This window comes from Actinorectispora metalli, from assembly GCF_056323685.1.
The window spans coordinates 4,114,692-4,139,602 of record NZ_JBREYE010000001.1 but is presented as its reverse complement, the minus strand read 5'-3'; the positions used below and the strand labels follow the sequence as shown (position 1 = coordinate 4,139,602).

At 69.1% G+C, this 24,911-nt stretch carries 26 protein-coding genes; 9 read left to right on the top strand and 17 right to left on the bottom strand.

Features of this window, described 5'->3' with window-relative positions; genetic code table 11:
* Window positions 1-11 precede the first annotated feature (11 nt).
* The 4 genes from ACU6XJ_RS19455 to ACU6XJ_RS19440 all read right to left on the bottom strand — a co-directional run bounded on the left by ACU6XJ_RS19455 (window position 12) and on the right by ACU6XJ_RS19440 (window position 4,541).
* The gene (locus ACU6XJ_RS19455; RefSeq protein ID WP_476313427.1) at window positions 12-785 is read right to left on the bottom strand and encodes an ATP-binding cassette domain-containing protein; all 774 of its coding nucleotides are present in this window, start codon (window positions 783-785) and stop codon (window positions 12-14) included.
* A 63-nt stretch (window positions 786-848) separates the two neighbouring features.
* Window positions 849-1,937: a sugar ABC transporter substrate-binding protein gene (locus ACU6XJ_RS19450; RefSeq protein WP_476313424.1), complete on the bottom strand. Its 1,089-nt coding sequence runs from the start codon at window positions 1,935-1,937 to the stop codon at window positions 849-851.
* Window positions 1,938-2,081: 144 nt separating this feature from the next.
* A complete protein-coding gene (locus ACU6XJ_RS19445) occupies window positions 2,082-3,323 on the bottom strand; it encodes a PepSY-associated TM helix domain-containing protein (protein ID WP_476313421.1) in 1,242 nt (413 codons plus the stop codon).
* A gap of 156 nt (window positions 3,324-3,479) precedes the next feature.
* Window positions 3,480-4,541 (bottom strand): hypothetical protein, encoded by a 1,062-nt coding sequence (locus ACU6XJ_RS19440; RefSeq protein WP_476313419.1) that lies wholly within the window; start codon window positions 4,539-4,541, stop codon window positions 3,480-3,482.
* A 493-nt stretch (window positions 4,542-5,034) separates the two neighbouring features.
* Between ACU6XJ_RS19440 and ACU6XJ_RS19435 the strand changes: the two genes are divergently transcribed.
* The 3 genes from ACU6XJ_RS19435 to ACU6XJ_RS19425 all read left to right on the top strand — a co-directional run bounded on the left by ACU6XJ_RS19435 (window position 5,035) and on the right by ACU6XJ_RS19425 (window position 8,150).
* Window positions 5,035-5,748: a TetR/AcrR family transcriptional regulator gene (locus tag ACU6XJ_RS19435; protein ID WP_476313417.1), complete on the top strand. Its 714-nt coding sequence runs from the start codon at window positions 5,035-5,037 to the stop codon at window positions 5,746-5,748.
* A 205-nt stretch (window positions 5,749-5,953) separates the two neighbouring features.
* Window positions 5,954-7,204: a DUF6801 domain-containing protein gene (locus tag ACU6XJ_RS19430; protein ID WP_476313415.1), complete on the top strand. Its 1,251-nt coding sequence runs from the start codon at window positions 5,954-5,956 to the stop codon at window positions 7,202-7,204.
* A 301-nt stretch (window positions 7,205-7,505) separates the two neighbouring features.
* Complete coding sequence (locus ACU6XJ_RS19425) at window positions 7,506-8,150, top strand: DUF6801 domain-containing protein (RefSeq protein WP_476313412.1); 645 nt, start codon at window positions 7,506-7,508, stop codon at window positions 8,148-8,150.
* 242 nt (window positions 8,151-8,392) lie between these two features.
* On the opposite strand, the gene ACU6XJ_RS19420 is transcribed toward ACU6XJ_RS19425, so the two are convergent.
* Window positions 8,393-10,147, bottom strand: coding sequence for a DEAD/DEAH box helicase (locus ACU6XJ_RS19420; protein WP_476313409.1), 1,755 nt, complete (start codon window positions 10,145-10,147; stop codon window positions 8,393-8,395).
* A 149-nt stretch (window positions 10,148-10,296) separates the two neighbouring features.
* Between ACU6XJ_RS19420 and ACU6XJ_RS19415 the strand changes: the two genes are divergently transcribed.
* Window positions 10,297-11,442, top strand: a complete 1,146-nt coding sequence (locus tag ACU6XJ_RS19415; protein WP_476313407.1) for a YihY/virulence factor BrkB family protein — start codon at window positions 10,297-10,299, stop codon at window positions 11,440-11,442.
* 134 nt (window positions 11,443-11,576) lie between these two features.
* Here ACU6XJ_RS19415 and ACU6XJ_RS19410 read toward each other — a convergent pair whose 3' ends face one another.
* From ACU6XJ_RS19410 to ACU6XJ_RS19400, 3 genes are all read right to left on the bottom strand, one after another.
* Window positions 11,577-12,515, bottom strand: a complete 939-nt coding sequence (locus ACU6XJ_RS19410) for a DUF3500 domain-containing protein (protein WP_476313404.1) — start codon at window positions 12,513-12,515, stop codon at window positions 11,577-11,579.
* A 21-nt stretch (window positions 12,516-12,536) separates the two neighbouring features.
* Window positions 12,537-13,106, bottom strand: coding sequence for an LURP-one-related family protein (locus ACU6XJ_RS19405; protein ID WP_476313401.1), 570 nt, complete (start codon window positions 13,104-13,106; stop codon window positions 12,537-12,539).
* 78 nt (window positions 13,107-13,184) lie between these two features.
* Window positions 13,185-13,445: a DUF3039 domain-containing protein gene (locus ACU6XJ_RS19400; RefSeq protein ID WP_476313399.1), complete on the bottom strand. Its 261-nt coding sequence runs from the start codon at window positions 13,443-13,445 to the stop codon at window positions 13,185-13,187.
* A gap of 21 nt (window positions 13,446-13,466) precedes the next feature.
* Here ACU6XJ_RS19400 and ACU6XJ_RS19395 point away from each other — a divergent pair, with 21 nt between their 5' ends.
* Window positions 13,467-14,393 carry a pseudouridine-5'-phosphate glycosidase gene (locus ACU6XJ_RS19395; RefSeq protein WP_476313396.1) on the top strand — a complete coding sequence of 309 codons (927 nt, stop codon included), beginning with the start codon at window positions 13,467-13,469 and terminating at the stop codon, window positions 14,391-14,393.
* Window positions 14,390-15,316, top strand: a complete 927-nt coding sequence (locus tag ACU6XJ_RS19390; protein ID WP_476313393.1) for a carbohydrate kinase family protein — start codon at window positions 14,390-14,392, stop codon at window positions 15,314-15,316. The genes ACU6XJ_RS19395 and ACU6XJ_RS19390 overlap by 4 nt, the downstream gene beginning before the upstream one ends.
* A 225-nt stretch (window positions 15,317-15,541) precedes the next feature.
* On the opposite strand, the gene ACU6XJ_RS19385 is transcribed toward ACU6XJ_RS19390, so the two are convergent.
* The 6 genes from ACU6XJ_RS19385 to ACU6XJ_RS19360 form a co-directional block, all read right to left on the bottom strand.
* Window positions 15,542-16,360 carry a class I SAM-dependent methyltransferase gene (locus ACU6XJ_RS19385; protein WP_476313391.1) on the bottom strand — a complete coding sequence of 273 codons (819 nt, stop codon included), beginning with the start codon at window positions 16,358-16,360 and terminating at the stop codon, window positions 15,542-15,544.
* A 52-nt stretch (window positions 16,361-16,412) separates the two neighbouring features.
* Window positions 16,413-16,751 (bottom strand): DUF3099 domain-containing protein, encoded by a 339-nt coding sequence (locus ACU6XJ_RS19380; RefSeq protein ID WP_476313389.1) that lies wholly within the window; start codon window positions 16,749-16,751, stop codon window positions 16,413-16,415.
* A 47-nt stretch (window positions 16,752-16,798) separates the two neighbouring features.
* The gene (locus ACU6XJ_RS19375) at window positions 16,799-17,335 is read right to left on the bottom strand and encodes a hypothetical protein (RefSeq protein ID WP_476313388.1); all 537 of its coding nucleotides are present in this window, start codon (window positions 17,333-17,335) and stop codon (window positions 16,799-16,801) included.
* Between the two features lie 63 nt (window positions 17,336-17,398).
* Window positions 17,399-18,025: a hypothetical protein gene (locus tag ACU6XJ_RS19370; RefSeq protein WP_476313386.1), complete on the bottom strand. Its 627-nt coding sequence runs from the start codon at window positions 18,023-18,025 to the stop codon at window positions 17,399-17,401.
* Between the two features lie 592 nt (window positions 18,026-18,617).
* Entirely contained in the window at window positions 18,618-19,388 is a 771-nt protein-coding gene (locus ACU6XJ_RS19365; protein WP_476313383.1) for a class I SAM-dependent methyltransferase, read from the bottom strand.
* Window positions 19,389-19,443: 55 nt separating this feature from the next.
* The gene (locus tag ACU6XJ_RS19360; protein WP_476313380.1) at window positions 19,444-20,706 is read right to left on the bottom strand and encodes a pyroglutamyl-peptidase I; all 1,263 of its coding nucleotides are present in this window, start codon (window positions 20,704-20,706) and stop codon (window positions 19,444-19,446) included.
* A gap of 123 nt (window positions 20,707-20,829) precedes the next feature.
* Between ACU6XJ_RS19360 and ACU6XJ_RS19355 the strand changes: the two genes are divergently transcribed.
* Window positions 20,830-21,348, top strand: a complete 519-nt coding sequence (locus ACU6XJ_RS19355; protein ID WP_476313378.1) for a GNAT family N-acetyltransferase — start codon at window positions 20,830-20,832, stop codon at window positions 21,346-21,348.
* Here ACU6XJ_RS19355 and ACU6XJ_RS19350 read toward each other — a convergent pair whose 3' ends face one another.
* Entirely contained in the window at window positions 21,349-21,918 is a 570-nt protein-coding gene (locus ACU6XJ_RS19350) for an HhH-GPD-type base excision DNA repair protein (RefSeq protein ID WP_476313375.1), read from the bottom strand.
* Between the two features lie 144 nt (window positions 21,919-22,062).
* Between ACU6XJ_RS19350 and ACU6XJ_RS19345 the strand changes: the two genes are divergently transcribed.
* The gene (locus ACU6XJ_RS19345) at window positions 22,063-22,779 is read left to right on the top strand and encodes a DUF4389 domain-containing protein (protein ID WP_476313373.1); all 717 of its coding nucleotides are present in this window, start codon (window positions 22,063-22,065) and stop codon (window positions 22,777-22,779) included.
* Here ACU6XJ_RS19345 and ACU6XJ_RS19340 read toward each other — a convergent pair.
* A complete protein-coding gene (locus tag ACU6XJ_RS19340) occupies window positions 22,752-23,141 on the bottom strand; it encodes a RidA family protein (RefSeq protein WP_476313370.1) in 390 nt (129 codons plus the stop codon). The two genes, ACU6XJ_RS19345 and ACU6XJ_RS19340, sit on opposite strands and share 28 nt — an antisense overlap.
* An 18-nt stretch (window positions 23,142-23,159) precedes the next feature.
* Entirely contained in the window at window positions 23,160-24,101 is a 942-nt protein-coding gene (locus ACU6XJ_RS19335) for a ribose-phosphate diphosphokinase (protein WP_476313367.1), read from the bottom strand.
* A 136-nt stretch (window positions 24,102-24,237) separates the two neighbouring features.
* Between ACU6XJ_RS19335 and ACU6XJ_RS19330 the strand changes: the two genes are divergently transcribed.
* Complete coding sequence (locus tag ACU6XJ_RS19330; protein WP_476313365.1) at window positions 24,238-24,888, top strand: class I SAM-dependent methyltransferase; 651 nt, start codon at window positions 24,238-24,240, stop codon at window positions 24,886-24,888.
* The last annotated feature ends 23 nt before the right edge of the window (window positions 24,889-24,911 follow it).

Below are 24,911 nucleotides of genomic sequence, written 5' to 3'. Positions count from 1 at the left end.
GGTGTCTCTCTTTAGATCGCGGCGGTTTCGGGGCGGGCGATGCCGAGGTCGCCGGAGCGGCCCGCGGTGATCAGCTCCACGACTTGGCCGTGCGTCACGTCCTTGATCGGCAGTTCGGCCGCCATCCGCCCCAGGTACAGGCAGGCGACCCGGTCGGAGACCTCGAAGACGTCGTTCATGTTGTGGCTGATCAGCACCACGCCCAGGCCCTGTTCGGCGAGTCTGCGGACCAGGTCCAGCACCTGCCGGGTCTGCGCGACACCGAGCGCGGCGGTCGGCTCGTCCAGCAGCACGACCTTGGAGTCCCACAGCACCGCCTTGGCGATGGCCACGGTCTGACGCTGGCCGCCGGACAACGCCGAGACCTGGGTGCGCACCGACTTCACCGTGCGCACCGACAGCGAGGACAGCGTCTGGCGGGCCGCGGTCTCCATGCTCGACTCGTCCAGCAGCCCGTGCCTGCCTGGTTCGCGGCCGAGGAACATGTTCTGCACGACGTCGAGGTTGTCGCACAGCGCGAGGTCCTGGTAGACAACCTCGATGCCCAGTTCGGCGGCCTGTTTGGGGCTGTTGATCTGCACCGGGCGCCCGGCGAACAGCACTTCGCCGGAGTCGGTCGGGTGGATGCCCGCGATGCACTTGACCAGCGTCGACTTGCCAGCCCCGTTGTCCCCCACCAGCGCGGTGACCTCCCCCGCTCGCACGGTGAAGTCCACATCGTGCAGTACGTGCACCGGGCCGAAGCTCTTGTTCACGCCCGACAGCCGCAGAATCGGCTCGCTCATCGGCGTCCCTCCCAATGGTGACGGTGGGCGCCCCCTGCGGGCACCCACCGCCGGTCCGTGTCGTTACTTGATGCCCAGCTGGGCGCAGGTGTCGGCGAGTTCGGCCACGCACACCTCGGCCGCCTGCACCGCCTCGGCGTCGATGACCGACTTGACGCCGTCCTTGGTGATCAGCTGCGCCTCCAGCAGCACTGCCTTGACGTCCCGACCGCCCTTGTCGTCCCGGACGCTGCCGGTCGCCAGCGCGTCGGCGGCCGCGGTGTCGCCCTTGACCAGGGCCGCGACCAGCTTGGCGGTGGCCTCGGCCTCCTGCTTGATGGGCTTGAAGACCGTCATGTACTGGTCGCCGCGCAGGATCGCCTGGAGCCCGGCGGGGGTGGCGTCCTGGCCGGTGACCGGCACCTTGCCGTTGAGGCCGAACTTCTTCAGCACCGTGATCACCGCGCCCGCGAGGCCGTCGTTGGCGGCGACCACACCGTCCACGCGCTGGCCGTTGCCGGTCAGGATCTGCTCGAAGACCTGGCCGCCCTTCTGGTTGTCCCAGGCGTCGATGGCCTGGCTGCGCACCAGCTTGTACTCGCCCGCGTCGTACTTGGGGCCCAGCACCTTCCGCTGGCCCTCGGCGAACAGGGTGGCGTTGTTGTCGGTCGGAGCGCCCTCGATCTCGATCACCTCGGCGCCTCGCTTGTCGCCCAGCGCCTGCGCCAGGCCCTCGCCCTGAAGCTCGCCGACCTTGACGTTGTCGAAGGAGACGTAGTACTTCGACACGCCGCCCAGGTTGAGGCGGTCGTAGTCGACGGTGGGGATGCCCTGCTGCTCGGCCTTGCGGGCGACCGCGGCGCCGACCTCGCTGTTGGGCGCGGCGATCACCAGCGCCTTCACCCCTTTGTTGATCATGCCGTCGGCCAGCGCGCTGAATTTCTGCACATCGCCCTGCGCGTTCTGGATGTCGGCGTCGAGGCCCTCGGCATCCAGGGCCTTGCGCAGCAGCGGCTTGTCGAAGCCCTCCCAGCGGGCCGAGGTCGCGGTCTCGGGGAGGATCACGCCGACCCTCGGCTTGGCGGAGTCGCCTCCCTCGGAGCCCCCGCATGCCGTCATGGACATGATGAGACCGCTGCCAACGGCAAGCAGGGCCAGGATCTTGCTGCGCATCCGCCATCCCTTTCGCACGAAAAAATGTTGCGACGCACAACGTATGCCGGGACAGGCGGTGACGGAAAGCATACTTTATCGATAAAGTGGACACGAACCTGACACGTTGAGGTCACAAGGCGGGCAACGGCTGCGGCGTTTGGCCTAGGGCTCGCCGCGGCGGATCCAGTCCAGCGTGAGAAAAGCGAGCAGGGTCAGGCCCAGCGCGGGCAGTGCGACGGACACCGCCGCTCCGCAGGCGATCACGGCCAGCCGCGTGCGGGGCGCCAGGCCCCGCAGCGTGGATTCGGGCACCCGGCGGGTCCTGCCCTTGGTTCGGGCCCACCACATGCGGTATCCCCAGCCGATCAGGCCCAGCGTTCCGATCATCAACGCGGCATTGACCAGCCGGTTCGGCAGCCCGAACAGGGCTCCGCTGTGGGCGAGCACGCCCAGGTGCGCGAGCCTGTCGGCCCACGGGCGGTCAGCCCAGCGGTCGTGTGCGGTCACCTGGCCGGTGCCGGGGTCGACGGTGACCCGGTCGGCGCGCACCGGCCAGCGACGGGTGTCCTCCACGACCGTAAACGGCCCACCCGCGGTCGCGGTCAGGGTCAGTGGTCCGCTCAGGCCGGCCCGCACCGCGGCGGCGAGGGCTTGTTCAGCGGTGATCACCGCACCGGAGGTCGGCGCAGCCGACTCCCGAGCCTGCACCGCACCGCCGAGGCCCTGGTCCGCGGTGACCACAGGACCGGAAGTCGCCGCGGGCGGCTCCGGGGTAAGCGCGAACAGGGGGCCCGCGAGCGGCGACCGGATCAGACCGGTGATCGCGAGCAGCGCCAGACCCAGTGCCAGCCACAGGCCCGCCTTGGTGTGCAGGCGCCGCAGGCGTGGCCTGCCCGCCGCGGCGCGGCCGCGTTCGCGGCGCCGTTGGTCGAGCCACAGCGCGAAGCCGCCGATGAGCAGCACCACCAGCCAACTGCTCGCGGCCTCGGCGTAGCACCGGCCCGCGAACCCCAGGTGCAGGTTGCCGTGCAGATCGCGCAGCCACTGGTGGACCGGCGGCCTGCCGCCGACGGTGTCGAGTGTGCCGCGGACCTGTGCCGTGACCGGGTCGACGTACACCGACCGCTCCCCGCCGTCGGGCAGCCCCAGCGTGACCGCGGTGGTGCGCCCGGGTTCCGGCGGGGTCTCGACCCTGATCACCTCCCCCGCGGGCTCGGCCCGGCGGGCCGCGAGGAGTTGATCCGCGAATGGCCGGGTCGGTCCGTCCGATGCGGCGAAAAGCTCCTGCCGGTGCACCACATCGGCAATCTGTGGGGCGAAGGCCACCACCAATCCGGTGAGGCACAGCACCACCAGAAACGGCGCGACGAAAACACCCGCGAGAAAGTGCGTTCGCAACACCATCGGCCGGAGCGAGGCCCACGTCGATTTCGGCGCGGCAGCAAGGGAAACGGGCCGGACGCTCATCACGAACCTCCGAAGCAGGGAAGCTTGCGCGGGTTTGGCGCCCTGAACCGGGAAACAACGGTGCCCGGTTCAGGGCGCCAATCCGAGGAGTGATCAGTTCTCGGCGATGTAGGCCAATGCGATCGTCATGACGTCGTTGGCCGGGTAGTTCATGTGATAAACGCTGTCCAGGCGAATGGAATCGCCCTTCTTCACGGTGCCGAGATCACCGGAGCAGGTCGGGGTGATCGCCTCGATGCTGCCCTTGTATTCGGGCTTGGTCCCGTACACGGCCTTGGACGCGCAGTAGGTCCGGCCGTTGGTCGCGTTGGACAGGGTGATCGTGCCTCCGCCGTCGTGCAGGTGGCCGCCGACCGTCTTGACCGAGCCGTCGATGGTGGACTTCCAGGTCCAGCTGTGGTTCGACTCGCCCTTGGGCGCGCTGTGCGTGGAGAAACGGCAGTTGTCCACGTCCAGCCAGACCGGGGTGACCTCCTTCATCCCGGGCGTGTTCGCGGGCACGTGGGTGAGGGTCATGTCGAAGAACACCGTCTGCAACTGCGGGGTCATGCTCATGAGCTCGATGGCGCCGCCCACCAGCGGCACCGGGCCGAGCTTCATGCCGTAGCCCGGCGGCAGGGCGCCCGCGGTGCGCTCGTTGCCGGAGGCGAAGATCCGCCTGCCGACCAGCCCGAACAGCGACTGGCCACCACCGCAGGTGACGTCCTCCCTCGACCGGTCGACCATTACCGCGTGGTGCAGCATCACCCCGGTGTGCATGTTCGCGGGCTTGCCGTCGGCGTAGGTCAGGTCCGGCACCACCGAGGTGAGGTAGCAGTCCGTACAGGGCGGCAGGCCCAGACCCAACGCGAGGGTGTGCGTGCCGTGCATCGGCTCGTGCGGGCCGTGGTACGGCGCGACCTCGCCGTGGTCACCGTGATCTCCGTGGCCGCCGCCGAGGTGCGGCAGCACCAGGATCGGGCCGTACCGCAAGGTGGTGCGGGTCTCGCCACCGGGCAGCCGTTCCTGCTTGACGACCTGCGCGGACACCGGCTGACCCGCCGCGGTCCCGGCCTGCGGCAGCAGTTCGCCACCGCCCGCCGTGACCGGTGCGGCCAGCACCGACGTCGCCGTGAGAGCCACCGCAACCAGCAGCGGCCGTAACACCTGACGCATGTCAGAGCCCTTTCTTTACAGGGAATTGGCGAATGGGCCGAAGGTAGCGCCGGTTCCCGTCGGATGACCAGGCATGCATTTCACTCATGATCGAAGTGTTGAAAAATTGCGTTCTTGGGCCAAAACAGGCGTACCGCTTCTCCTGTGGGAAACATTTTGTCTGCGATTGACAAGGAAAAGGCTTCGCGACGGCAGGAACAGGGTTCGAATGGGCCGGGAAGAAATTTGCCGAGAATGCCGAAAAGGGCGGTCCGCGAAATGGGGCGCGGCCGCCTGGCGCTTGGTGTGCCTCGGTGCGGGACGACTCGCCCGGCGTTTCATCCGGTGCTGTCCCGTAGCCCCGGATCTGGCACCTGACGAGCCGTCCTCGTTGTGCCACGCGGCTCAGCGTTCCCTGACAAACCGTGCCGCAGGGGACTTCTATCACAACTTAAACGGCGGTTACAACAGCGGTTCGCCCGATGGCACGCGGGGCCGGCCTAAGATCGGCTTCATGAGTCCAGCAGGCATGTCGGAACCCCTTCATGCCCGTTCGGAGCAGGAACGACGCATTGTGGAGGCGGTCCGCGCGCTGTTCGACGAACGCGGATTGCAGGACCCCTCCATCGAGGAGATCAGCCGCGCGGTCGGCATCAACAAGGCGCTGATCTACCGGCATGTCGCCTCGAAGGAAGAGCTCTACCTACTCGTGCTGTGCAGCTACCAGCAGGAGCTTCGGGAGAGCTTCGCGGCGGTGGCCGAGGACCTCGACCCGCTGACCCAGGTGGATCGGCTGACCGAGCGCTACCACGAGTTCTGCCTGCGCTACCCCGCCTATCTGGACTGCGTGTCCGGAATGTCGCGGCGCCCGTTCGAGGAAACCAGCCAACGGGTCTCGCCCGGTGTGCTGGTGCGGCTGGGTGCGGACATCGCGGCCACCAACTCGCGGTTCGCCAGGGCGTTGCGGGCGGGCAGCGAGCAGGGCGTGTTCACGCTGCCCGCCGAGGACGCCGACCTGGTGACCAGCCTGCTCTGCCCGATGACGATCGGCGCGATGCAGGCGCTGCGGGCCGGGGTCGGGGTCCGCGAGGGGGCAGGCGGCTACCCGGACTTCTTCCCCATCGGCCGGGAGCAGACGGTCGGCCTGCTGATCGACATGGTGCATGGTCTGCTCGGTGTGCGGCCGGGGCGTAATACGTTGCGCACGGGCGATAAACCGCAAACGTGAACTGCGGACTACCGAGACAAGTTCTGCGACGAATGGACCGGTCTTCGGTGTGACTCTGGCCGGCCGGATGGCGGAATCGCTAGTTTACGCACCGGTTGCAGACGGCTAACAGAGATGTATCGCAGAATCCCGCGGCCGCCGGAGTCCCGACGGCGCTATTCCGCTGTGGGATTTCGCCCTGTGTTCACACTGCGGAGGAAACGCGATGGTTCACCGTAATCTGAAGAAATACCTGGCCAGAGGTTTGGCCGGGGGTATCGCACTCGGTCTCACCACGACAGGAATGCTGGTAGGGGCGGGTGTTGGTTCGGCCGACCCGGTTTCCCTGACGCTGAACTACTCCTGCACATTCCCGCTGATCGGCGACCAGCCGATCAAGGTCGTGATCAACGCCGACATCCCCAAGACCGTCGAGGTGGGCAAGCCCACCGGCGAGTTCAACATCAAGGCCGACTCCACGGTGCCCGCCACCGCGACCCAGGGCCTGGCCCTGGTCGGCGCCAAGACCATCGAGGGCAAGGCCGCCGCCAAGGCGACCGTGGCCGCCCCCGACCTGACGCTGCCGGTCACCGTGCCGACCGCCATCCCCAAGACCGACGTGCCCGCCGAGGGCGAGTTCGTGGTCGTGGCCACCGGCAAGACACCGTCGCTGACGTTCAGCAAGCCCGGCGAGGCCAAGATCAACGTCGGTGACCTGCTGCTCACGCTGACCCCGCGCACCGCGGACGGCGCCGAGACCGGCCTTGGCACCTTCGACTCGCCGTGCAAGCAGGTCGAGGGCCAGAACAACCTGCTCACCACGGTGACCATCGGCGGTGGCGGCGGCACCCAGCCGACCAGCACTCAGCCGACCCAGCCGACGAGCACCACCGCGCCGACCACGACGCAGCCCACTCAGCCGACCGGCACCACGGCGCCGACCACCTCGAAGCCGACCACGCCTCCCGGTGGCATCAAGTACAGCCTCTCGCTTGACGGCAAGTCGCGCGTGGCCAAGCTCAACGCCGACACGAAGCTGACCGGCGGCATCGACGCGGACTTCGACCTGGCCAGCGGCAGCTACACCGCCGACCTGAAGCTGGAGCCGACCACCATCGAGGCCACCGTCCTGGGCATGCTGCCGATCAAGTCGAACATCGAGTTCGTGCAGGAGGGCAAGACCACCGGCACGCTCAAGGGCGGTGTGCTGACCTCCAACAGCAAGATGACCGTCAAGCTGACGCAGGTCACCGCGTTCGGCATCCCGATCAGCAACTCGCAGGAGTGCAAGACCAGCTCGCCGTCGGAGATCGCGCTGAAGTCCGGCCCGAACTTCGACCCGCTCAAGGGTGGCGCCATCACCGGCGAGTACGCGCTGGCCAACTTCCAGGGCTGCGGTGACTTCAACGACTGGATCAACATGTTCGCCGCGGGCCCCGGCAACACCGTCGAGGCCACTCTGACCCCCAAGAAGTAAGTTCGCGTGGCAGTCGCAGGGCCCGTCCTCGATCGAGGACGGGCCCTTCGGCTTTGTCACCGGACTGCCATAAACAACAGGTTTGAACGGCGAATTGCGAAACTCGGCCACAACTTCTGTGCCTTTTTCACCAAGTTCCTCAGCACCCCTGTTGACAGGCCACGACCGGCACTAGATTTCGAACTGGTTGCAGACGGTTAACAGATCGATGTCTGCAAGTCCCGTGGCCGCCGTTCCCGGACGGCGTGAATTATCCCCGCCGCGGGATCACTCCCTGCCGTCGATATGCGGAGGAATCTGTATGACTCACCGAAACCTGAAGAATTTCCTGTCCAGGGGAATCACTGGCGGCATTGCACTCGGCCTGGCCGCAACTGGTTTGCTGGCCGGTGCCGGTGTCAGTTCTGCCGATCCGGTTTCGCTGACCCTGAACTACTCCTGTGAGTTCCCCCTGATCGGTGCGCAGCCGATCAAGGTCACGATCAACACCGACATCCCGAAGTCCGTCGAGGTCGGCAAGCCCTCGCCCGAGTTCGTGGTCAAGACGGAGTCGGTTGTTCCGGCAGGGGCAACCGCCGGCCTCGGCCTGGTGGGTGCCAAGACCATCGAAGGCAAGGCCGACGCGAACGTGGAGATCGCCGCGCCGGAGGCCACCCTGCCGCTGGTGGTGCCCGCCGTGATCCCGAAGACCGACGTGCCCGCCGAGGGCGAGTTCACGGTCCCCGCGGACGGCAAGGCGCCCTCCATCACGGCCAAGCAGGCAGGCGAAGCCAAGATCACCATTGGTGACCTCAAGCTGACCCTCACCCCGCGCACGGCCGACGGTGCGGAGACCGGTCTCGGCACGTTCGAGTCGCCGTGCAAGCAGGAGCAGGGCCAGAACAACGTGCTCGCCACCATCCAGATCACCGGTGGCGCGGCCCCCGCGGTCGCACCGCGCCGCTAATCCCCACCTCGAAAAGCCCGTCCTCGATTGAGGGCGGGCTTTTCACCGTTTCCGCCGCTTTAGCACATACCGCCGACACCGACGTACCGAATGCCCGATTTCCCGGCGTGTTGTCCACAGCCGCCGCAGTTATCCCCAACTCGGCTTTCTCGACTTTGGCGGAGATGATCACGGGGATAGGGTTGACCCGGGGTCGCCCCCCGGGCGGGCGGGGGCTGTTTGGTGGTCGATGAGGGCGTGGGCTACCAGGAGCGCAGGGTGGCGATGCGTTCTTCGAGCTGTTCGATGGTGGCCATCGCGGTGGGTGGGCCGCCGCAGATCCTGCGCAGCTCGTTGTGGATCATGCCGTGGGCTTTGCCGGTGCGGTGGTGGTGGAGAGCGACCAGCGTGTTGAGCTCCTTGCGCAGGCCGCCGAGGTGCTCGGCGACGGTCTGTGGGCGCTTCGGGGCCGGTGGGGCGGCGGGTTCGGCGTCCTTGGCCGCCTTGCGCTTGCCCGCTTCGGACAGCTGCTTCTCCTGGCGCTGACGCAGCAGGGCCCGCATCTGGTCGGGCTCCAGCAGGCCGGGCAGGCCCAGGTAGTCCTGTTCCTCCTCGGTGCCCGCCAGCGCCGCGGTGCCGAACGACGCGCCGTCGTAGATCACCTGGTCGAGTTCGGCCTCGGCGCCCAGCGAGGTGAACGCCTTCTCCTCCTCGCCCGGCTGGTCCTTGGTACGGTTGGCGTCGGCCAGGAGGTCGTCGTCCCAGCCCTCCTTGGTCCGGTGCGGCTTGCCGAGCACGTGGTCCCGCTCGGCCTCAAGCTGGCTGGCCAGGTCCAGCAGCACCGGCACGCTGGGCAGAAACACGCTGGCGGTCTCCCCCGGCCGCCGCGACCGCACGAAGCGGCCGACGGCCTGGGCGAAGAACAGCGGGGTCGACGCGCTGGTGGCGTACACGCCGACGGCCAGCCGGGGCACGTCGACGCCCTCGCTGACCATCCGGACCGCGACCAGCCAGCGGTCGCCTGACTCACCGAACTCGGCGATACGGCCGGAGGCCTTGGGGTCGTCGGAGAGCACCACCACCGGCTCCACGCCGGTCAGCCGGTGCAGGATCTTGGCGTAGGCCTTCGCCGAGATGTGGTCGGAGGCGATCACCAGGCCGCCCGCGTCGGGCACGCCGCTGTTGCGAAGCTGGGTGAGCCGGGTGTCGGCGGCGCCGAGCACCGAGGGAATCCACTCACCCGCGGGGTCCAGGGCGGTGCGCCAAGCCCGCGCGGTCTGCTCGGCGGTCAGCGGCTCGCCGAGGCGCGCGGCGAACTCCTCCCCCGCGCTGGTCCGCCAGCGCGCCTCGCCCGAGTAGGCCAGGAACACCACCGGGCGGACCACGCCGTCGCGCAGCGCGTCGGAGTAGTTGTAGGAGTGGTCGGACTTGCTGCGTAGGCAGCCGTCGCCGTCGGGCTCGTAGTTGACGAACGGGATCGGGGTGTCGTCGCTGCGGAACGGGGTTCCGGTCAGCGCCAGCCTGCGCACCGCGGGGGTGAACGCCTCGCGCACCGCGTCGCCCCAGGACTTGGCGTCGCCTGCGTGGTGGATCTCGTCCAGGATGACCAGCGTCTTGCGGTTCTCGGTGCGGACCCGGTGCAGCATGGGGTGTGCGGCGACCTGGGCGTAGGTGACGGCGACGCCGTCGAAGTCGCGGGAGGTGGCGCCCGCGGAGTTGCGGAAGCCGGAGTCGAGTTGGATGCCCACCGCGGCGGCGGCCTGCGACCACTGGTGCTTGAGGTGCTCGGTGGGGGTGACCACGGTGACCGATTCGACGGTGCGGTCGGCCAGCAGTTCGGCGGCGACCCGCAGGCCGAAGGTGGTCTTACCGGCGCCGGGCGTGGCGACCGCGAGGAAGTCCATCGGGCGGCGGGCGAGGTAGGCGGTCAGCGCACGGCGCTGCCAGGCACGCAGCGGTCGCTGAGCGGAAGCTACCGGTGGTGCGAGCGCGGTGGAAAAGTCCTGCGGCAGGGCCACTGAGCCGGTCTCTCCTCTCTCGATCACCGGTGCTTCGCGGTGGCCAAGCCTACCCGTTCGCCGTAGGACGAGTGGCCGAATGACGCGTGTGCCGCGGGACACGGGGGAACTCCGTGGGGGTGATCCACGATGGCTTTCCGGCATGCAGCATGCTTGTGACCGCAATGGATGCGCAGGTGGGGAACGAGCAGCGGGCGGGTGGGAAACCCGTGCCGCGGCGAAGTCTTGTCGGGCGCACGTTGACCAAGTCGTGGGACGACAACATCTTCTCGGAGTCGGCCGAGGCGGCCTTCTGGCAGACGCTGTCGCTGCCGCCGCTGCTGCTCGGTCTGCTCGGCTCGATGGGCTTCGTCGCCGACTGGACGACCCCCGAGGTCGTGCAGGCCGTGCAGGACAAGGTCATCGGCTTCTGCAACTCGATCTTCAGCCGGAACGTGGTCGACCAGATCATCGCGCCCACCGTGGCCGACATCCTGACCAAGGGTCGCAGCGAGATCGTTTCGGTGGGTTTCGTCATCTCGCTGTGGGCGGGTTCCTCGGCGATGGCCTCGTTCATTGACGCGATCACCGTGGCCCACGGGCAGTACTCGGTGCGGCACACCGTCTGGCAGCGGATGGTCGCGTTGCTGACCTACATCGTGGCGCTGGTTCTGGGCATCATCGGGCTGCCGCTGGTGGCGCTGGGGCCGGAGGTGGTCTCGGCGCTGCTGCCGACCGCCTGGGAGGACCCGGCGCAGGCCGTGGTCGACCGGTTCTACTACCCGGCCACCGGGGTGTTGCTGGTGATCGCGCTGACCACCCTGTACAAGCTGGCGCTGCCGCGCAAGCTGCCCTTCCACCGGCTGCTGCCGGGCGCCGTGCTGGCGATGGCGGTGTTCCTGCTGTCCAGTGTGGGCCTGCGGTTCTACATCAGCTGGATCACCAGCACCGGCTATACCTACGGCGCGCTGGCGACGCCGATCGCGTTCCTGCTGTTCACCTTCTGCATCGGGCTGGCGATCATCCTGGGCGCGCAGTTCAACAACGCCATTCAGGAAATGTGGCCCGCGCGGATGTCGCGGCGGGAGCGGCGGCGTTGGCGGCGGCTGGAGATGGAGCGCACCGCGGAGCGGCTGCGGTCCACGCCGGAAAGCGCCGACGACTGGCGGCGCAAGGACATCGGCACCGCTGCATCACCGGCCGATGTGGCGCCGACGATCGAGTTGGAGCGCGAGGCGCCGACGACCCCGCCGCTGGTGCCGCCGACCGAGGAGTTGAAGACGCCGACCCGCAAGGGGCGCCCCACCGGGCACTAGCGTTCCCCGGAACGGCCTCGCCCGAGTGAACGCGGCATCGGCCCGCTAGGCCGGGCGAATGCCACTCGAATCGGGTTCGGGTGAAGGCGGCGTCCACCCGCACGAGGATCTGCGGGCGGGGCGTCGATGGCGGGCTAGTGATTCGCGGTCGCGTGGTGGGCGGCGAGCAGGTCGTCGCCGAAGTCGCCCGTGTGGCGACGCCACACCGAGTGGGCGTGATTGGCCTGGTTCGCGGTGTTGTCGTACTCGATGAGCAGGTCGGGGCCCTGAATGCGGTAGTAGTGGCCGCGTCCCTCCTCGGCGGAGCCCTCCCAGGCGAAGTGCAGCGCACCGGGATCGACTTGGGCGAACTCCCGCTCGGCGAGTTCGGGCGCCAGCCGGTCGGTGTAGAGGCGTACCAACTCGGCCAGCGTGCAGCGGGCGGTGCCGTTCATGCGGTCGCCGCGGGCGCCGACCGGCTCGATGGTGCCCCCCAGCCGGGGTGTGTTGCCGGTGCGGATGTCGGGTGGCGACTCGTCGCCGACCACTGCGTCGGCCCGCTCCGCGGGGCGCAGTTCGCCCAGCAGGCGCCAGGCCAGTTCCTCCTCCAGCCGCAGCGGCGCCAGCACCGTGTGCCCGCGGTAGCGGACGCGCGCGGGGTTGGCGCCGAGGAAGAACGGGGTCGCGGCGAGGCGCCCGTCGGCGACGGTGACGTTCACCGAAAGGTGGTGGCCCTCCACCCGCCAGCCCCACGGCCCGTCGCCGCCGGGGGTGCCGAAGAAAACCGTGCTGTAGTCCCCGCTGTGCCTGCCGCGGCGGCCGCCCTCGCGGTGGTCCAGCGGGTCCTCCAACGCCATGATCGAGCAGGCCTGGGCGTAGGTGTGCTCGCTCAGCACGCTCGCCAGCATCCGGTGCACGGCCTTGCGCTGGTCCCTGCGCAGTTCGCCGAGCACCACGCCCGCCCGCTCGCCGGGGGTGTAGGCCCAGCGGTGCCGCAGGTCGTCGTCGGTGATCTCGCGGGCCGCGGGGCCTTCGGGGTCCAGCATGCGGAACAGTGCGCGCGATGCCTCGGTGACCTCCGCGAGCAACTCCATGCACCCGACCCTAGGCGGCGGTCACCGCGACTGCAGAGCGTCCAGGGCGACTGCCTGGGCGACGGCGACGCGCCAGTCCAGGTTGCGGTCGAAGACCTCGAGGACGTAGGAGTCGCGCAGCGCGAACTTCTTCGTCAGCGACAGCACGGGACGGCCGTCGGCGGCCTTGAAGTCGAAGTGGAACAGGAACGGGACGTTCTCCCACAGGCGGCGCAGGATGGCGACCAGCATGCTGCGCTCGGACCCGGTGACCGGCGGCAGGCCGGGCTGCTCGATGTGCCAGGTGGAGCGCAGCAGGGAGCGGCCGAAGTCCTTGCGGAACGCCCCGACGGCGGCGCCGTTCTGGTCGAGCACGTCATAGGTGGCGCCGAGGTCGATGCGCTGGCGGGCCTTGAAGGAGAACAGCGGCACCCGCCGGTCCTCGTCGGCGTAGAAGGTCACCTGCTCCTTGAACGCGACCCGCTTCTGCTGGGCGAAGGCCACCAGCGGTCCGTCTGAACCGTCGGGCTGGACCGCGGTGATCGCATAGCGGTTCACCATCAGGGTGATCTTCTGGCGCATGCGGAAGACCGCTACCGGTGGTGTCTGCATTCTCTCCCCCGAACTATGTGGGCATGACTGAGCTGGGAACGAGCGAACGACGCCGCTCGTTCCCGGCCGAGGTCGGGCTCACTCGCCGCCGCGGGGCATCGTTTCGTAGATCTTCTTGCAATCCGGGCAGACCGGGGAGCCGGGCTTGGGCGACTTCGTGACCGGAAACACCTCGCCGCACAGCGCCACCACCTGCGTGCCGAGCACCGCGCTCTCCGCGATCTTGGACTTGCGCACGTAGTGGAACATCTTCGGCGTGTCATCGCCGGTCTGGTCGGTGCCTTCCGGCCGCGTGTCGGTATCCGGAAGCGTCTGTGTTGGTGCACTCACGTCATCCATGATGCCCCAGGACAGATCGGCATGAACAACGTGGAGGGGTCGAGCATGCAGGTGGCCGATGAGGTGGCCGAGGCGATCACCGCCGGACGGGCGGTGGTGGCCCTGGAAAGCACCCTGCTGGCGCACGGGCTGCCCGCGCCGCGCAACCGGGTGGTGGCCGCGCGGCTGGAGGACGCGGTGCGGGCGGGTGGGGCGGTGCCCGCGACCATCGCCGTGCTGGACGGCGAGCCGGTGGTCGGCCTGACCGGCGCCGAGTTGGACCGGGTATGCGATCCGGACGCGAACCTGGTGAAGCTGTCCGAACGCGACCTCGCTCCCGCGGCGGCACTGGGCCGCAGCGGCGCCACGACCATCGCCTCCACCGCCGCACTGGCCGCCGACGCCGGGATCGCGGTGTTCGGCACCGGCGGTCTCGGCGGGGTGCACCGCGATGCCCACCTTTCGTGGGATGTCTCGGCCGACCTCGCGGTGCTGGCCCGGACCCCGGTGATGGTCGTCTGCTCCGGCGTGAAGTCGGCTTTGGACATCCCCGCGACGCTGGAGGTGCTGGAGACCCAGTCGGTGCCGGTGCTGGGCTGGCGGACCGACCGGTTTCCCGGCTTCTACCTGCGGGACTGCGGTCTGGACGTGCCGTGGCGGGTGGACACGGCCGCCGCGGCCGCGGAGGTGCTGCGGCGCGGTAGAGGGGCCGGTGTGGTGCTGGCCAACCCGGTGCCCGCCGAGTACGAGATGGACCGGCGGCAGCACGACGAGTTGCTCGCGGGCGGTCTGGCACTGGTCGCCGAGCGCGGTGTGCGCGGAAAGGACGTCACGCCGGTGCTGCTGTCGCACTTCCATGAGGGCAGCGGCGGCGTGAGCCTGCGCGCCAACGAGGAACTGGTGGCGGCGAACGTCGCGCTGGCCGCCGAGGTGGCGGTCGAACTGGCGAGAGGGGTTGTGGGGGGATGAGACCGACGGTGATCGTGGTCGGGGATACCGGCGTGGATGTCGTCGCGCGGCACGTCGATCCGGTGGTGCCTGGGGACAACACCCGCGCGGCGGTGCGGTTGACCTCGGGCGGGTCGGGGGCGAACACCGCCATCTGGCTGACGGCAGGCGAGGTCGACCCGGTGCTGGTGGCCAGGGTCGGTGACGATGCGGCGGGCAGGCAGGTCGAGGCCGAGCTCACGGCCGCGGGGGTGCGCTGTGCGTTCACGGTGGACCCCGAGGCGCCGACCTGCTGTGTGGTGGTGCTGGTCGACGAGACCGGTCAGCGCACCATGCTGCCCGATCGAGGAGCAGGCGGACGGCTGCGACCGTCCGATGTGGAGCGTCGGCTGACGGGGGTGGCCGCCGACCATCTGCATCTGTCGGGGTTTCTGCTGTTGGACGCCGGGTCTCGCGAGGCGGGGGTCGCGGCGCTGGCGGGTGCGAAGGCGCTGGGAATGACCACGTCGGTGGACCCGCAGGCCGCGGCCCTGCTGCGGGACGGGCGGGTCGAGGACTTCCTGGCGGATGTGTCGGGGGTGGACCTGCTGCTGCCGAATGCCGACGAGTTGGCGGCGCTCACCGGCTCGTCAGCGCCCGAGTCGGCGCGTGACCTGCTCGCCGGGGTGGGGGCGGTGGCGGTGACCTATGGCGCGGAGGGGGCGTACTGGGTCGATGCCGAGCGGGTGGAGCACGTGGGCGCGCCGCCCGCGCGCTGCGTGGACAGCACGGGGGCCGGGGATGCGTTCAACGCGGGACTGCTCGGAGCCTGGCTGCGCGGCGCGTCCCCGGCCGACGCCCTGCGCGGCGGAGTGCGCGCGGGCAGCGCGGCGGTCGAGCGCATCGGCGCCCAGCCCGCCCTTCTCACGCCGCGCCCCTCGCCGCAGCCGTCGCTGCTCGGCTGAACGGACCGCCTGGCAGCGGGCGTAGCTGCGCGGGCACGGGCTGCGCCCGCCAGACGCGGCGTTTTCGCTGGTCAAGGACCGTGAGTGGTAAGGCGAATTGGAACTCGCGTTACGACTCACGGTCTTCTAGCCGCCAAATGTCGAAATCTGCCGTCCAGTCCTGGCACGGGTCGACTGTGATTCTGACCTGCGCTTTTGCAGGTGGCGGTGACCGGAGGTGCCTGCTCAGCCGAAGTCGAGGCGGAGGAACTGGGCCATGCGGCGGGTGGCGGGCATGGCCTTGAAGACCTTGACCATGGCGAGGAGGTGCCAGGGAACGCGGTCGTAGCCGGGGATGTCGAAGGCGCCCAGTTCGGTGACGGTGCGCAAGCCGGGCACGGCGCGTTCCAGCTGGGCGCCGTTCTCGATGGCCCAGTACAGCGTGGCACCCGCGTTGCGGACCGCGCCGTTGAGCTTCTGCGCGCGGATGCCCAGCTTGTTGAAGGCGTCGAAGACGAACCGGCCGCGCGGGAACTTGTCCACGATGCGGCGGAACAAGGCGTTGCCGTCCTCCTCGGTGAGGTACATGACCAGGCCCTCGGCCACCACCAGCACGGGTCGGTCGGCGGGCACCTGCGCCAGCCAGTCGGGGTCGGTCACCGAGGAGGCGATCATGCGGTAGTGCTCGCGCGGCGCGTACAGCCGCTCGCGAAGCTCGATCACATCGGGGAAGTCGACGTCGTACCAGTCCACCGTGGCGGGTGGGTCGATGCGCTGGACCCGGCTGTCCAGTCCGCAGCCCAACTGCACCACCACGGCGTCGGGGTGGGTGGCGAGGTAGTCGCGGGTCCAGTCGTCAAGCTGCCGGGCGCGCATGGCGACCGAGACGGCGTTCTTCTCGTTGATCGTCGACTTGCGGAAGTCGTAGTCGATGCGGTCGACAAGCTCGGCGGCGAGGGTGTCGCCCAGGAACGGGTCGGCGGAACGGGCATCCAGCGCCCGGCCCCAGAGCGTGGCGAGCATCGTCTCCTGGGCACCGGTCAGCTTCACCTTGGCTTTTTCCACACCACAGACCGTACAGAACTTTCACGAGTTTGTGAATGTTCAGCAGGGTGTGTCAGCTCTCGATGACCCGGTGCTCCCGCGCTTCGAGCGCGTGCGCCTCGCGCCGGTACCGGCTGACCTGCTTGGCCTTGCGCGGCGGCCGGTCGTTGGCGATGAGGACGGCCATCCACGGCAGCGGAATGGACAGCACGATGAACGCCACCGCGAGCCACGGCATCTGGTACGAAAGACCGGCCGCGATGAGGCAGGGGAACCGCATGCCCATCATGAGCATGTACTTGCGCTGCCGCGAGGCAAGCTGCTCCTGGTAGGACGGTTCGGCCTCGGTGATCAGTACCGGGGTGTCGTCCCGATGATCGGTGCCTTTCACGACACCACCTCCGCCTTCCATCGTCCCACTCCACCCCGGGAATGGGCAGCCAGGGTGAGCAAGAACCCTCAGCGCTTGGTGACCAGGTAGTCCGACTCGGCGTCCATGCCCAGATCGACCCGCATCTCCGCCCGCATGGTCCGGTAGAAGCGCTGCGCGTCGGTCCAGAGCGTCTCGATGCGCTGCGGCTGAAGCTCGTCAGGAGATTTGACCAGCAACGCCGACGACAGGTCGGCCCTGCTGATCATCGTGTCCCTGATCAGCGTCCGAACCCGCTCCGGCGCAACCAGGTTCACCAGCCCCAACGCGTTGCGCGCCTGCTCCCACGAGTCCTGCACATGGGCTTGCAGGTGCGGTTCGATGGTCTGCTGGGCGGCGGCGTCCCGCGCCGGGTGCAGCACCCAGTCCCAGGATTCGATCACCCCGACAAGCTGCGCATAGGCCTCCTGGCGGGCCTGGTGCAGCATGCGAAGCTGGTCCCGATCACGGTCGTGCTTCCAACGGCGGGCATCCCGCCACGCCGCGATGAACTGTGCGCTGAGCACGCCGGTGAAGCCGATCAATCCCACCACGACGGGAACCCACACTGACACCTCGGTGGCCACGCGCCGCAGCCTAACCAGCCCCGATTCCACCGCCGTGCATAGCCCCACCCCGTGCGCGGCCGGTCATCCCGGCCGGGAAGCGGCAACCGCCACCTTGTCGTCGATGTCCGGAATCCAGAAACCGAGTTCCAGGGTTTTCAGGTTCGCCCAGTGACTGAGCATCCTGCCCTGCGTGATCAAGGCGGGAAAGGCGGCGGCGAACAGCACCATGCACCCCGCCGCGAACACCGTGTTCCGCCCGAGGGCGAGTTCGACCGCGGCAGCGGCGAATCCGAACGCCACCGGCGGGCCCGCGTTGCGCAGCATCAGGCCCGCGCTGCGCAGCCGCGCCACCTCGGTGGCGACCTCCGCGTTGTGCAACTGCAACGCCGAAAACAGCAGCGCCGCATCCGCTTCGACAAAGGCCCGGTCCCGCGCGGCGGGGTTCCTGCGGAGAAACTCCCGCCGGGCGTCTCGCGAACGCCGCCGGGGAACCAGCCGATTGGCCCGCGCACCCAGCGGATACGCCAGGTGACCGAGCAGGTAGCTCACCAGCACGATGCCGATCACCACCAACAACACCGGCCCCCGGCTGACAGCGCCAAGGTCGACCCAGTTCAGGCGCCCGGCAACATAGGCGATGAACGACAGGTGCAGCGCACCGGGGATGGTGTAGGTGAACACGTCGAACAGCCCCACGGGAAAGGTCACCGAAAGATCCAAAACCGAGCCCCCACCCGCCGCTAGGCCCAACCGGGTGGTCCTACCCGAGCGCGCCGCCACTCCGCAGGGGACTGGCCCTGCTCGCGGTCCGCGCTGAAGGCCGAACGTGCCGCGTTCCAAGCCGCGGGCACCTCACCGGAGCTCATCCGGTGGGCGCGCGCTCACACATCACCGGAGAATGCGCCCGCAGATCACCGGAGAGCCCACCCACATCACCGGAGATCCCCGGCTTCCGCGGTTGTTCGGCCACTCAAGACCGCGCACTTCCCGTGCGCCGCCCGCCTTATCCCAGCAACCGCCCGCCTTGTCTCCAGCAACCGCCCGCCTTGTCTCCAGCGTCCGGCCCGCAGGAACGCTATTCGCGCGCCCTGGCCCGGCTGACCGCGTCAGTCAGCGCCCCGAGGCGGCTGCCCTCGTCGGCGCCGCTCGATCGACCCCGCACCGCCGACAAACACGTTTCCCCGCCCAGCCCCCTCCCGCTAGGCTCGATTCGGGGGCAGCTTCTCCCCAAAACCCCCTGCGGCGTCATGATGTCGACGCGCGGGCGCATGATGTCGCCCTGGGGGCGCATGGTGCGGTTTCAGGGAGTCGGCGGCTTGGTGGCGCTGATGAATTGGGCCATGCCGGTGATGCGTTGGGTGATGTCGGTGTAGCCGCGGTTGGCCAGGGCGCCGGTGATCTCGCCCCTTTCGAACATGCGCATTCCCGAGCCCCAGCCGATCAGGCTGCCGACAGTGCGGCCGATGGGCCGCGTGGGCAGATAGCTGACCAGCAGGGCGAGCCTGCCGCCGGGTCGCAGCACCCTGGTCAGGTGGTTCAGCGCCTCCATGGGCTGGGGAAACATGTGCAGCGCCGCGAAGCAACACACACCGTCGAAGACCTCGTCCTCGAACGGCAGGTCCTGCGCGTCGCCGCGCACGAAGGCCACCGTGTCAGGGCCGGGTTCGGCGACGGCGGTGGCCAGCATGGTGGGCGAGGCGTCGAGGCCGACGACCAGCCCGTCGGGCGCCACCGCCGCACCGAGGTCGCGGGTGAAGTTGCCGGGACCGCAGGCGAGGTCCAGCACCACCGAACCGGGCCGCAGTTCCAGCCGCTCCCGCACGTAGGCGCGCTCCCCCGCCATGCTCAGGCCGCCGAACCCCTTCGCCACCCAGCCCAGCGCGGGGCGCCACGCCCGTTCGTAGATGACGGGCACCACCCGGCTGCGCATCAACCGCTGGACGAGCGTGCGGTGCGCGGGCTCCCGCCTGCCGGTCACATCCAGATAGCCCTGGGCGGCATCGGGCTCGCCCGCGGCCGCCGCGAGCAGACCGCGGGTCCGCTGTAAAGCACCGTCGACGTACTCCACCATGAAGACAGTCTGCCCCGGACGGAGCAGGCGGCAAAGCCGTCCGGGGCAGTTCACATCAGGCCGCGGCCGCCCGGATCAGGGCGACGGTCTGGTCGGCGATCGCGCGCCGCCTCGCCTCGAAGGCGGCATCGGTCAACGCCAGCGGGTCCGCGGGCTGGCCGAGCACGGGCACGTGCAGGTGCCCGCCCGGCAGGTCGACACCCAGCCCGAGCCGCACCCGGTTGGAGCGGTACATGCTCTCGTTGGACAGGTAGTCGCCGCCACCGCCGCTCGCCGCGACCTTGCCCGGCGTCGGCTCGTCGGTGCGGCAGGACCGCTCGCTGGTGCCCGGCGTGCCGACCCATTCGCAGAACTGGCGGTTGAGCCGCACCACGTACGTGCCGGTCTGCGCGTCGATCATCTTCTGGTGCGGCAGCGTCGTCTCGATGAACTGCAACGCGGGCTGCGGCCAGCCCGCCGCGGGTGGCACCTGGCCGGTGACGCCGATGTCGTTGTTGTCCCCGAAGCCGCCCCGCCACGACGCCGCCCAGCGCTCGATGTCGAACTGGTTGGGCCTGCCCTGGCTGATGGTGGTGATCTGGTCCAGCCTGCCCGCGCGAAGCTGCGGGCCGTAGGCGGCCTCCACGATGCCACGGTCGAACTCGCCCCACAGCACCGGGAACGTCACCGCCTGCACGGTCACCCTGCCGCTCGGCGTGTCGAAGGTTCGGCCGTCCAACTGCAAGGCTGCCGCGCCGGAGGGGTTGGCGATGTTCAGGCCCTTGCCGTTGAGGGTGAACGGGTCGAAACCGCTGATCAGCACACGCTTGCCGGAGCGGGCGAAGTCGATGCCGGTGATGCCGCGGGAGGCGCGGTCGATGCTGTCGACGAGCTGTTGGCGCTGCTCAACGGTGAGCGCGAACCGCGGTGCGTACTCGCGGACCGATTTGGTGAGTTGCAGCCGCGCCCAGTACAGCGGCCGGTCGTCATAGGCGTCCAGGCTGCCGAGTGTGCGGCGGCCCTGTGCCCGGTCGACGGCGGTGCGCCACAGCTTCTCGCCGCCGGTGCGCAGCAGCGTGTCCGCGGACTTCGCGGTCGGGGCGGCGCACAGCGACCGCCGGGTGTCGGCGACGAGCTTGTCGAAGCCCGCCAGCTCGACCAGCTTCGGGCCGACCTTCTCGGTGCCGCCGGGCAGCGTGCGGTCCAGCCGCTGCTCCTCCACGGTCAGCGTGGCGCCCGGCTTGTAACAGTCGGCTCCCACGGGCTTGGCCTGCGCCGCCAGCGGCAGTCCGGCCAGCAGCCCGACGACCAGCGGCACGATCATGGCTGTTCTGTGCACTGTCTCCCCTTTCAGCTTGCGGGAGCGTAAGCACCTGTGCTGCGGGTTCGGTATCCCAACTGCCGATAGGACGCGAGCGAAATTCGATCGCGCGCCCGCCCGCGCCGCCGGCACAGTCACCTCATGCGCGTCTGTCCCAGCACGGAGCTGTCCGAGACTGAGCTGGACCAGCTCTGGAAGTTCCTCGTCGAGGCCTTCGACGGCGAGATCGCCGAGACGGACTTCGAGCACTCCCTCGGCGGCGTGCACGCGATCGTGTACCGGGACGGCGGGATCGCGGCGCACGGCTGCGTGGTGCCCCGCACCCTGTGGGCGGGCGAGCGGGCGCTGCGCACGGGCTATGTGGAGGCGGTCGCCACCGCCGCACCGCACCGTGGCCAGGGCCTGGCCCGTCGGGTGATGGGTGAGCTCGCGTCGGTGATCCGCGCCGAGTACGAGGTGGGCGCGCTCAGCGACGCCACCGACGGCTTCTACGCGACCCTCGGCTGGCAGCGGTGGCGCGGCCTGAGCTTCGTGCGGACGCCCGGCGGCGAGGTGGAGCCGACGCCCGAGGAGGACGGCAGCCTCTACGTGCTGCTCACTGCGCCGTTGGACCTCGACCTGCCGCTGATCTGCGACTGGCGCACCGGCGACGTCTGGTAGCTACTTCGCGGCGGCCTTCATGGCCTTCTTGAACGCCCGCACCTCTTGCAGGGTGGCGGCGTCCACCACGTCGGCGACCGAACGACGCGCATCGGCGTGGCCGTAGTCCCCCGCGGCTTCGCGCCAGCCCTCAGGGGTGACGCCGTACTGCTTGCCGAGCAGCGCCAGGAAGATCTTGGCCTTCTGCTCGCCGAACCCCGGCAGCGCCTTGAGCCGTTTGAGCACCTCTTTGCCGTCGGGCGATCCTTCGGTCCACAGCGCGGTCGGGTCGCCGTCGCAGTGCTCGACGAGGTAGTCGCACAGCGCCTGGATGCGCTTGGCCATCGAGCCAGGGAACCGATGCACGGCGGGCGGAGTCGCGCAGACCTTCCCGAACTCCTCGGGGTCCATCGCCGCGATTCGGGCGGCGTCGAGCCCGCCGAGCCGGTCGGCGAGCACCTTCGGTCCGGAGAACGCCTTCTCCATCGGGATCTGCTGGTCCAGCAACATGCCGGTGAGCAACGCGAACGGGCTCTCCGCGAGGAGCGTGTCCGCGTCGGGGTCCTGGGCGAGGCACAGCGTGCGGGTCATGTCTGGCAGCTTCGCACAGCCCGGGCGGCCGCGGTCCAGGCGGTGGCGACGTCGACTTACCCGACCGGGTGTAAAACAGGGCAGGCGGTCGTGGTGTTGATCATCGGTGAGGACACTGGGATTCCCAGTGAAGCGAGGGAAGCCATGACGACGAGCCAACCACCGGCGGAGATCCGCAGCGGCTATCCGGTGAGCCTCACCGTGGACTATCCGGAGCGGCTGAACAGGCTCACCACGTTCTTCCGGCTGATCCTGATCATCCCGATCGCGATCGTGCTGGCCACCGTCAGCGGAGGTGGCGGCGGTTGGGGTTGGGACGGCGACCGGCGCGATCACAACAGGTGGTCCTCGTCGGAGGGCTGGTCGATGGACTGGTCGGAGGGCTCCGACGGGGCCTATGCGTTTTTGACCGCGGGCGGGTTCCTGATCATCGCGCCGCTGCTGATGATCCTGTTCCGGCGCAAGTACCCGCGGTGGTGGTTCGACTGGAACCAGGAGCTGCTGCGGTTCACCTACCGCATCAACGCCTACCTCGCGCTACTGCGGGACGAGTACCCGTCCACCGACGAGCAGCAGGCGGTGCACCTGAACATCGCCTACCCGGAGCGAAACACGCTCAACCGGTTCCTGCCGCTGGTGAAGTGGCTGTTGGCGATCCCGCACTACATCGTGTTGTTCTTCCTCAACATCGGGGCGCTTGTCGCCGTGGTGATCGCCTGGTTCGCGATCCTGTTCACCGGCCGCTATCCGCGGGCGCTGTTCGACTTCGTGGTGGGCGTGCTGCGGTGGAACGTCCGGGTACTCGCCTACGCGGCAGTCCTGGTGACCGATGCCTATCCGCCGTTCCGGCTGTCCGAGTAGGCCTCCGCCTCGATCTCGACCTTCCAGCGCTCATCGAGCAGACCGGCGACCAGGATCATCGTGGACGCGGGCCGCACGGTGCCGAAGGCCGCGCCATGGGCACGGCAGACGGCGTCGATGTCGGTCCGGTCCACGAGGTAGGTCCTGGTCTTCACCACCTGGGATAGCGTGGCGCCGAGTTGTCGCAGGGCGGCCTCGATGATCTCCGCGCAGCGGCGGGTCTGCACCTCGGGGTCGGGGTCGCAACTGCCGTCCGGCCACACCGGGGCGGTGCCGCTGACGATGATCCGGTCGCCGACGCGCACGGCGCGGCAGAACCCGACCTTGGCCTCCCACGGAGATCCCGACGTCACTCGTTCCATATGCCTCAGGGTAGGCAATCACTGGCCGAACAACGTGCTCACCGATTCTCCGTTGTGGATCCGGCGCATCGCCTCGGCGAGCGCGGGCGCGATCGAGAGGACGCACAGCTTGTCGACCCGCTTGGCCTCGGAGATCGGCACGGTGTTGGTGGAGACGATCTCCACGACGTCGGGCAGCGCGGAGAGCCGGTCCAGTGCGCCGCTGGAGAACAAGCCGTGCGTGCAGGCGATCCGGACCGAGCGGACGTCTCGTTCACGGAGCTTGTCCAGCAGTTCGATCACGGTGCTGCCCTTGGCGATCTCGTCGTCCAGCACGATCACGTCCTTGCCCTCGACGGAGCCGATGATCGAGCTGATCTGCACCCGGTCGTCGCTGAACCGCTGCTTGGCGCCCGCGGCGACCGGCACGCCGAGGATGCGGGCGAAGGCGGCGGCCTCCTTGGCGTTGCCGAGGTCGGGTGAGACGACGATGGAGTTGCTCAGGTCGTACTGGGCGAAGTGCGCGGCGAGTTCGCGCAATGCGTGCAGGTGGTCGACGGGCACGCTGAAGAAGCCGTGCACCTGCGGCGAGTGCAGGGTCATGGCCAGCACCCGGTTGGCGCCCGCGGTGTGCATGAGGTCGGCGACGAGCCTGGCGCCGATGGAGATGCGCGGCTCGTCCTTCTTGTCCGACCGCGCGTAGGCGTAGTGCGGCATCACCACGGTGGTCCGCGCCGCGGACGCACCACGCGCGGCGTCGAGCATCAGCAGCAACTCGACGAGGTTCTCCTGTACCGGCGGCACCAGCGGCTGCACGATGAACACGTCCCGCTCGCGGCAGTTGGCCTGCAACTGGACCTGTAGGCAGTCGTTGGCGAACCGCTCCAGCCGGGTCGGCAGCAGCGGTGTGCCCAGGTGCAGACAGATCTCCTTGGCCAGTTCCGGGTGGGCGCTGCCACTGAACACGGCAATATCTCGCACGACGTCCCCTCAACAGGAATGCTTCCACGCGGCCCTACACCGCCACCCCGATGCTGTCAGCCGCCCAGCGAGGCACCCGCAACAGCGCACCGAGAAGCGGGGTTTGGGCTGGTCAGTGCGCCGAGAGGAAGTTTACGTGGACGAGGTCGCCTGCGGTGGGTATCGGGACATGGACAACCAGTCCTGGTACTGGGACACGGCGGGGGTGGGCAAGGAGTTCGGGCACCCGGTGGAGTTCGAGTGGATTCCGCGCGAATGCGCGATCCTGGACTACGGGTGCGGATACGGTCGTGTGTCGGGTGCGCTGGCCGAGCGCGGGTACCGGGATCTGACCGGTGTGGACAGCTCGTCGGCCATGATCGCGCGGGCGCGGGCGGAGCACCCGGCGTTGAGGTTCGAGCATCTCGCGGAACCGCCGCGGCTGTCCTATCCGGACGGCTGCTTCGACGTGGTGTTGTTGTTCGCGGTGTTGACCTGCGTTCCGACCGATGGCGGGCAGCAGGCCCTGATCAGCGAGGTAGCCCGGGTGCTCAGACCGGGCGGGTTGCTCTACGTCAGCGACTATCCCCTGCAGGACGACGCCCGCAACCGTGCGCGGTACGACGCCGACGGGGTGTTCCGCACCAAGGACGGGGCGGTCGTGCGGCACCACAGCGAGGAACACCTGGACCGTCTGCTGGCGGGTCTTGAGCCGGTGGCGCGACGGGAGGTGCGGGTCAGGACCATGAACGGCAACCCGGCGACGGTCACCCAGCGATTGCTGCGCACACCGCACCAGTCACGTTGACAGATGCCGTGCGGAGTGCGCGC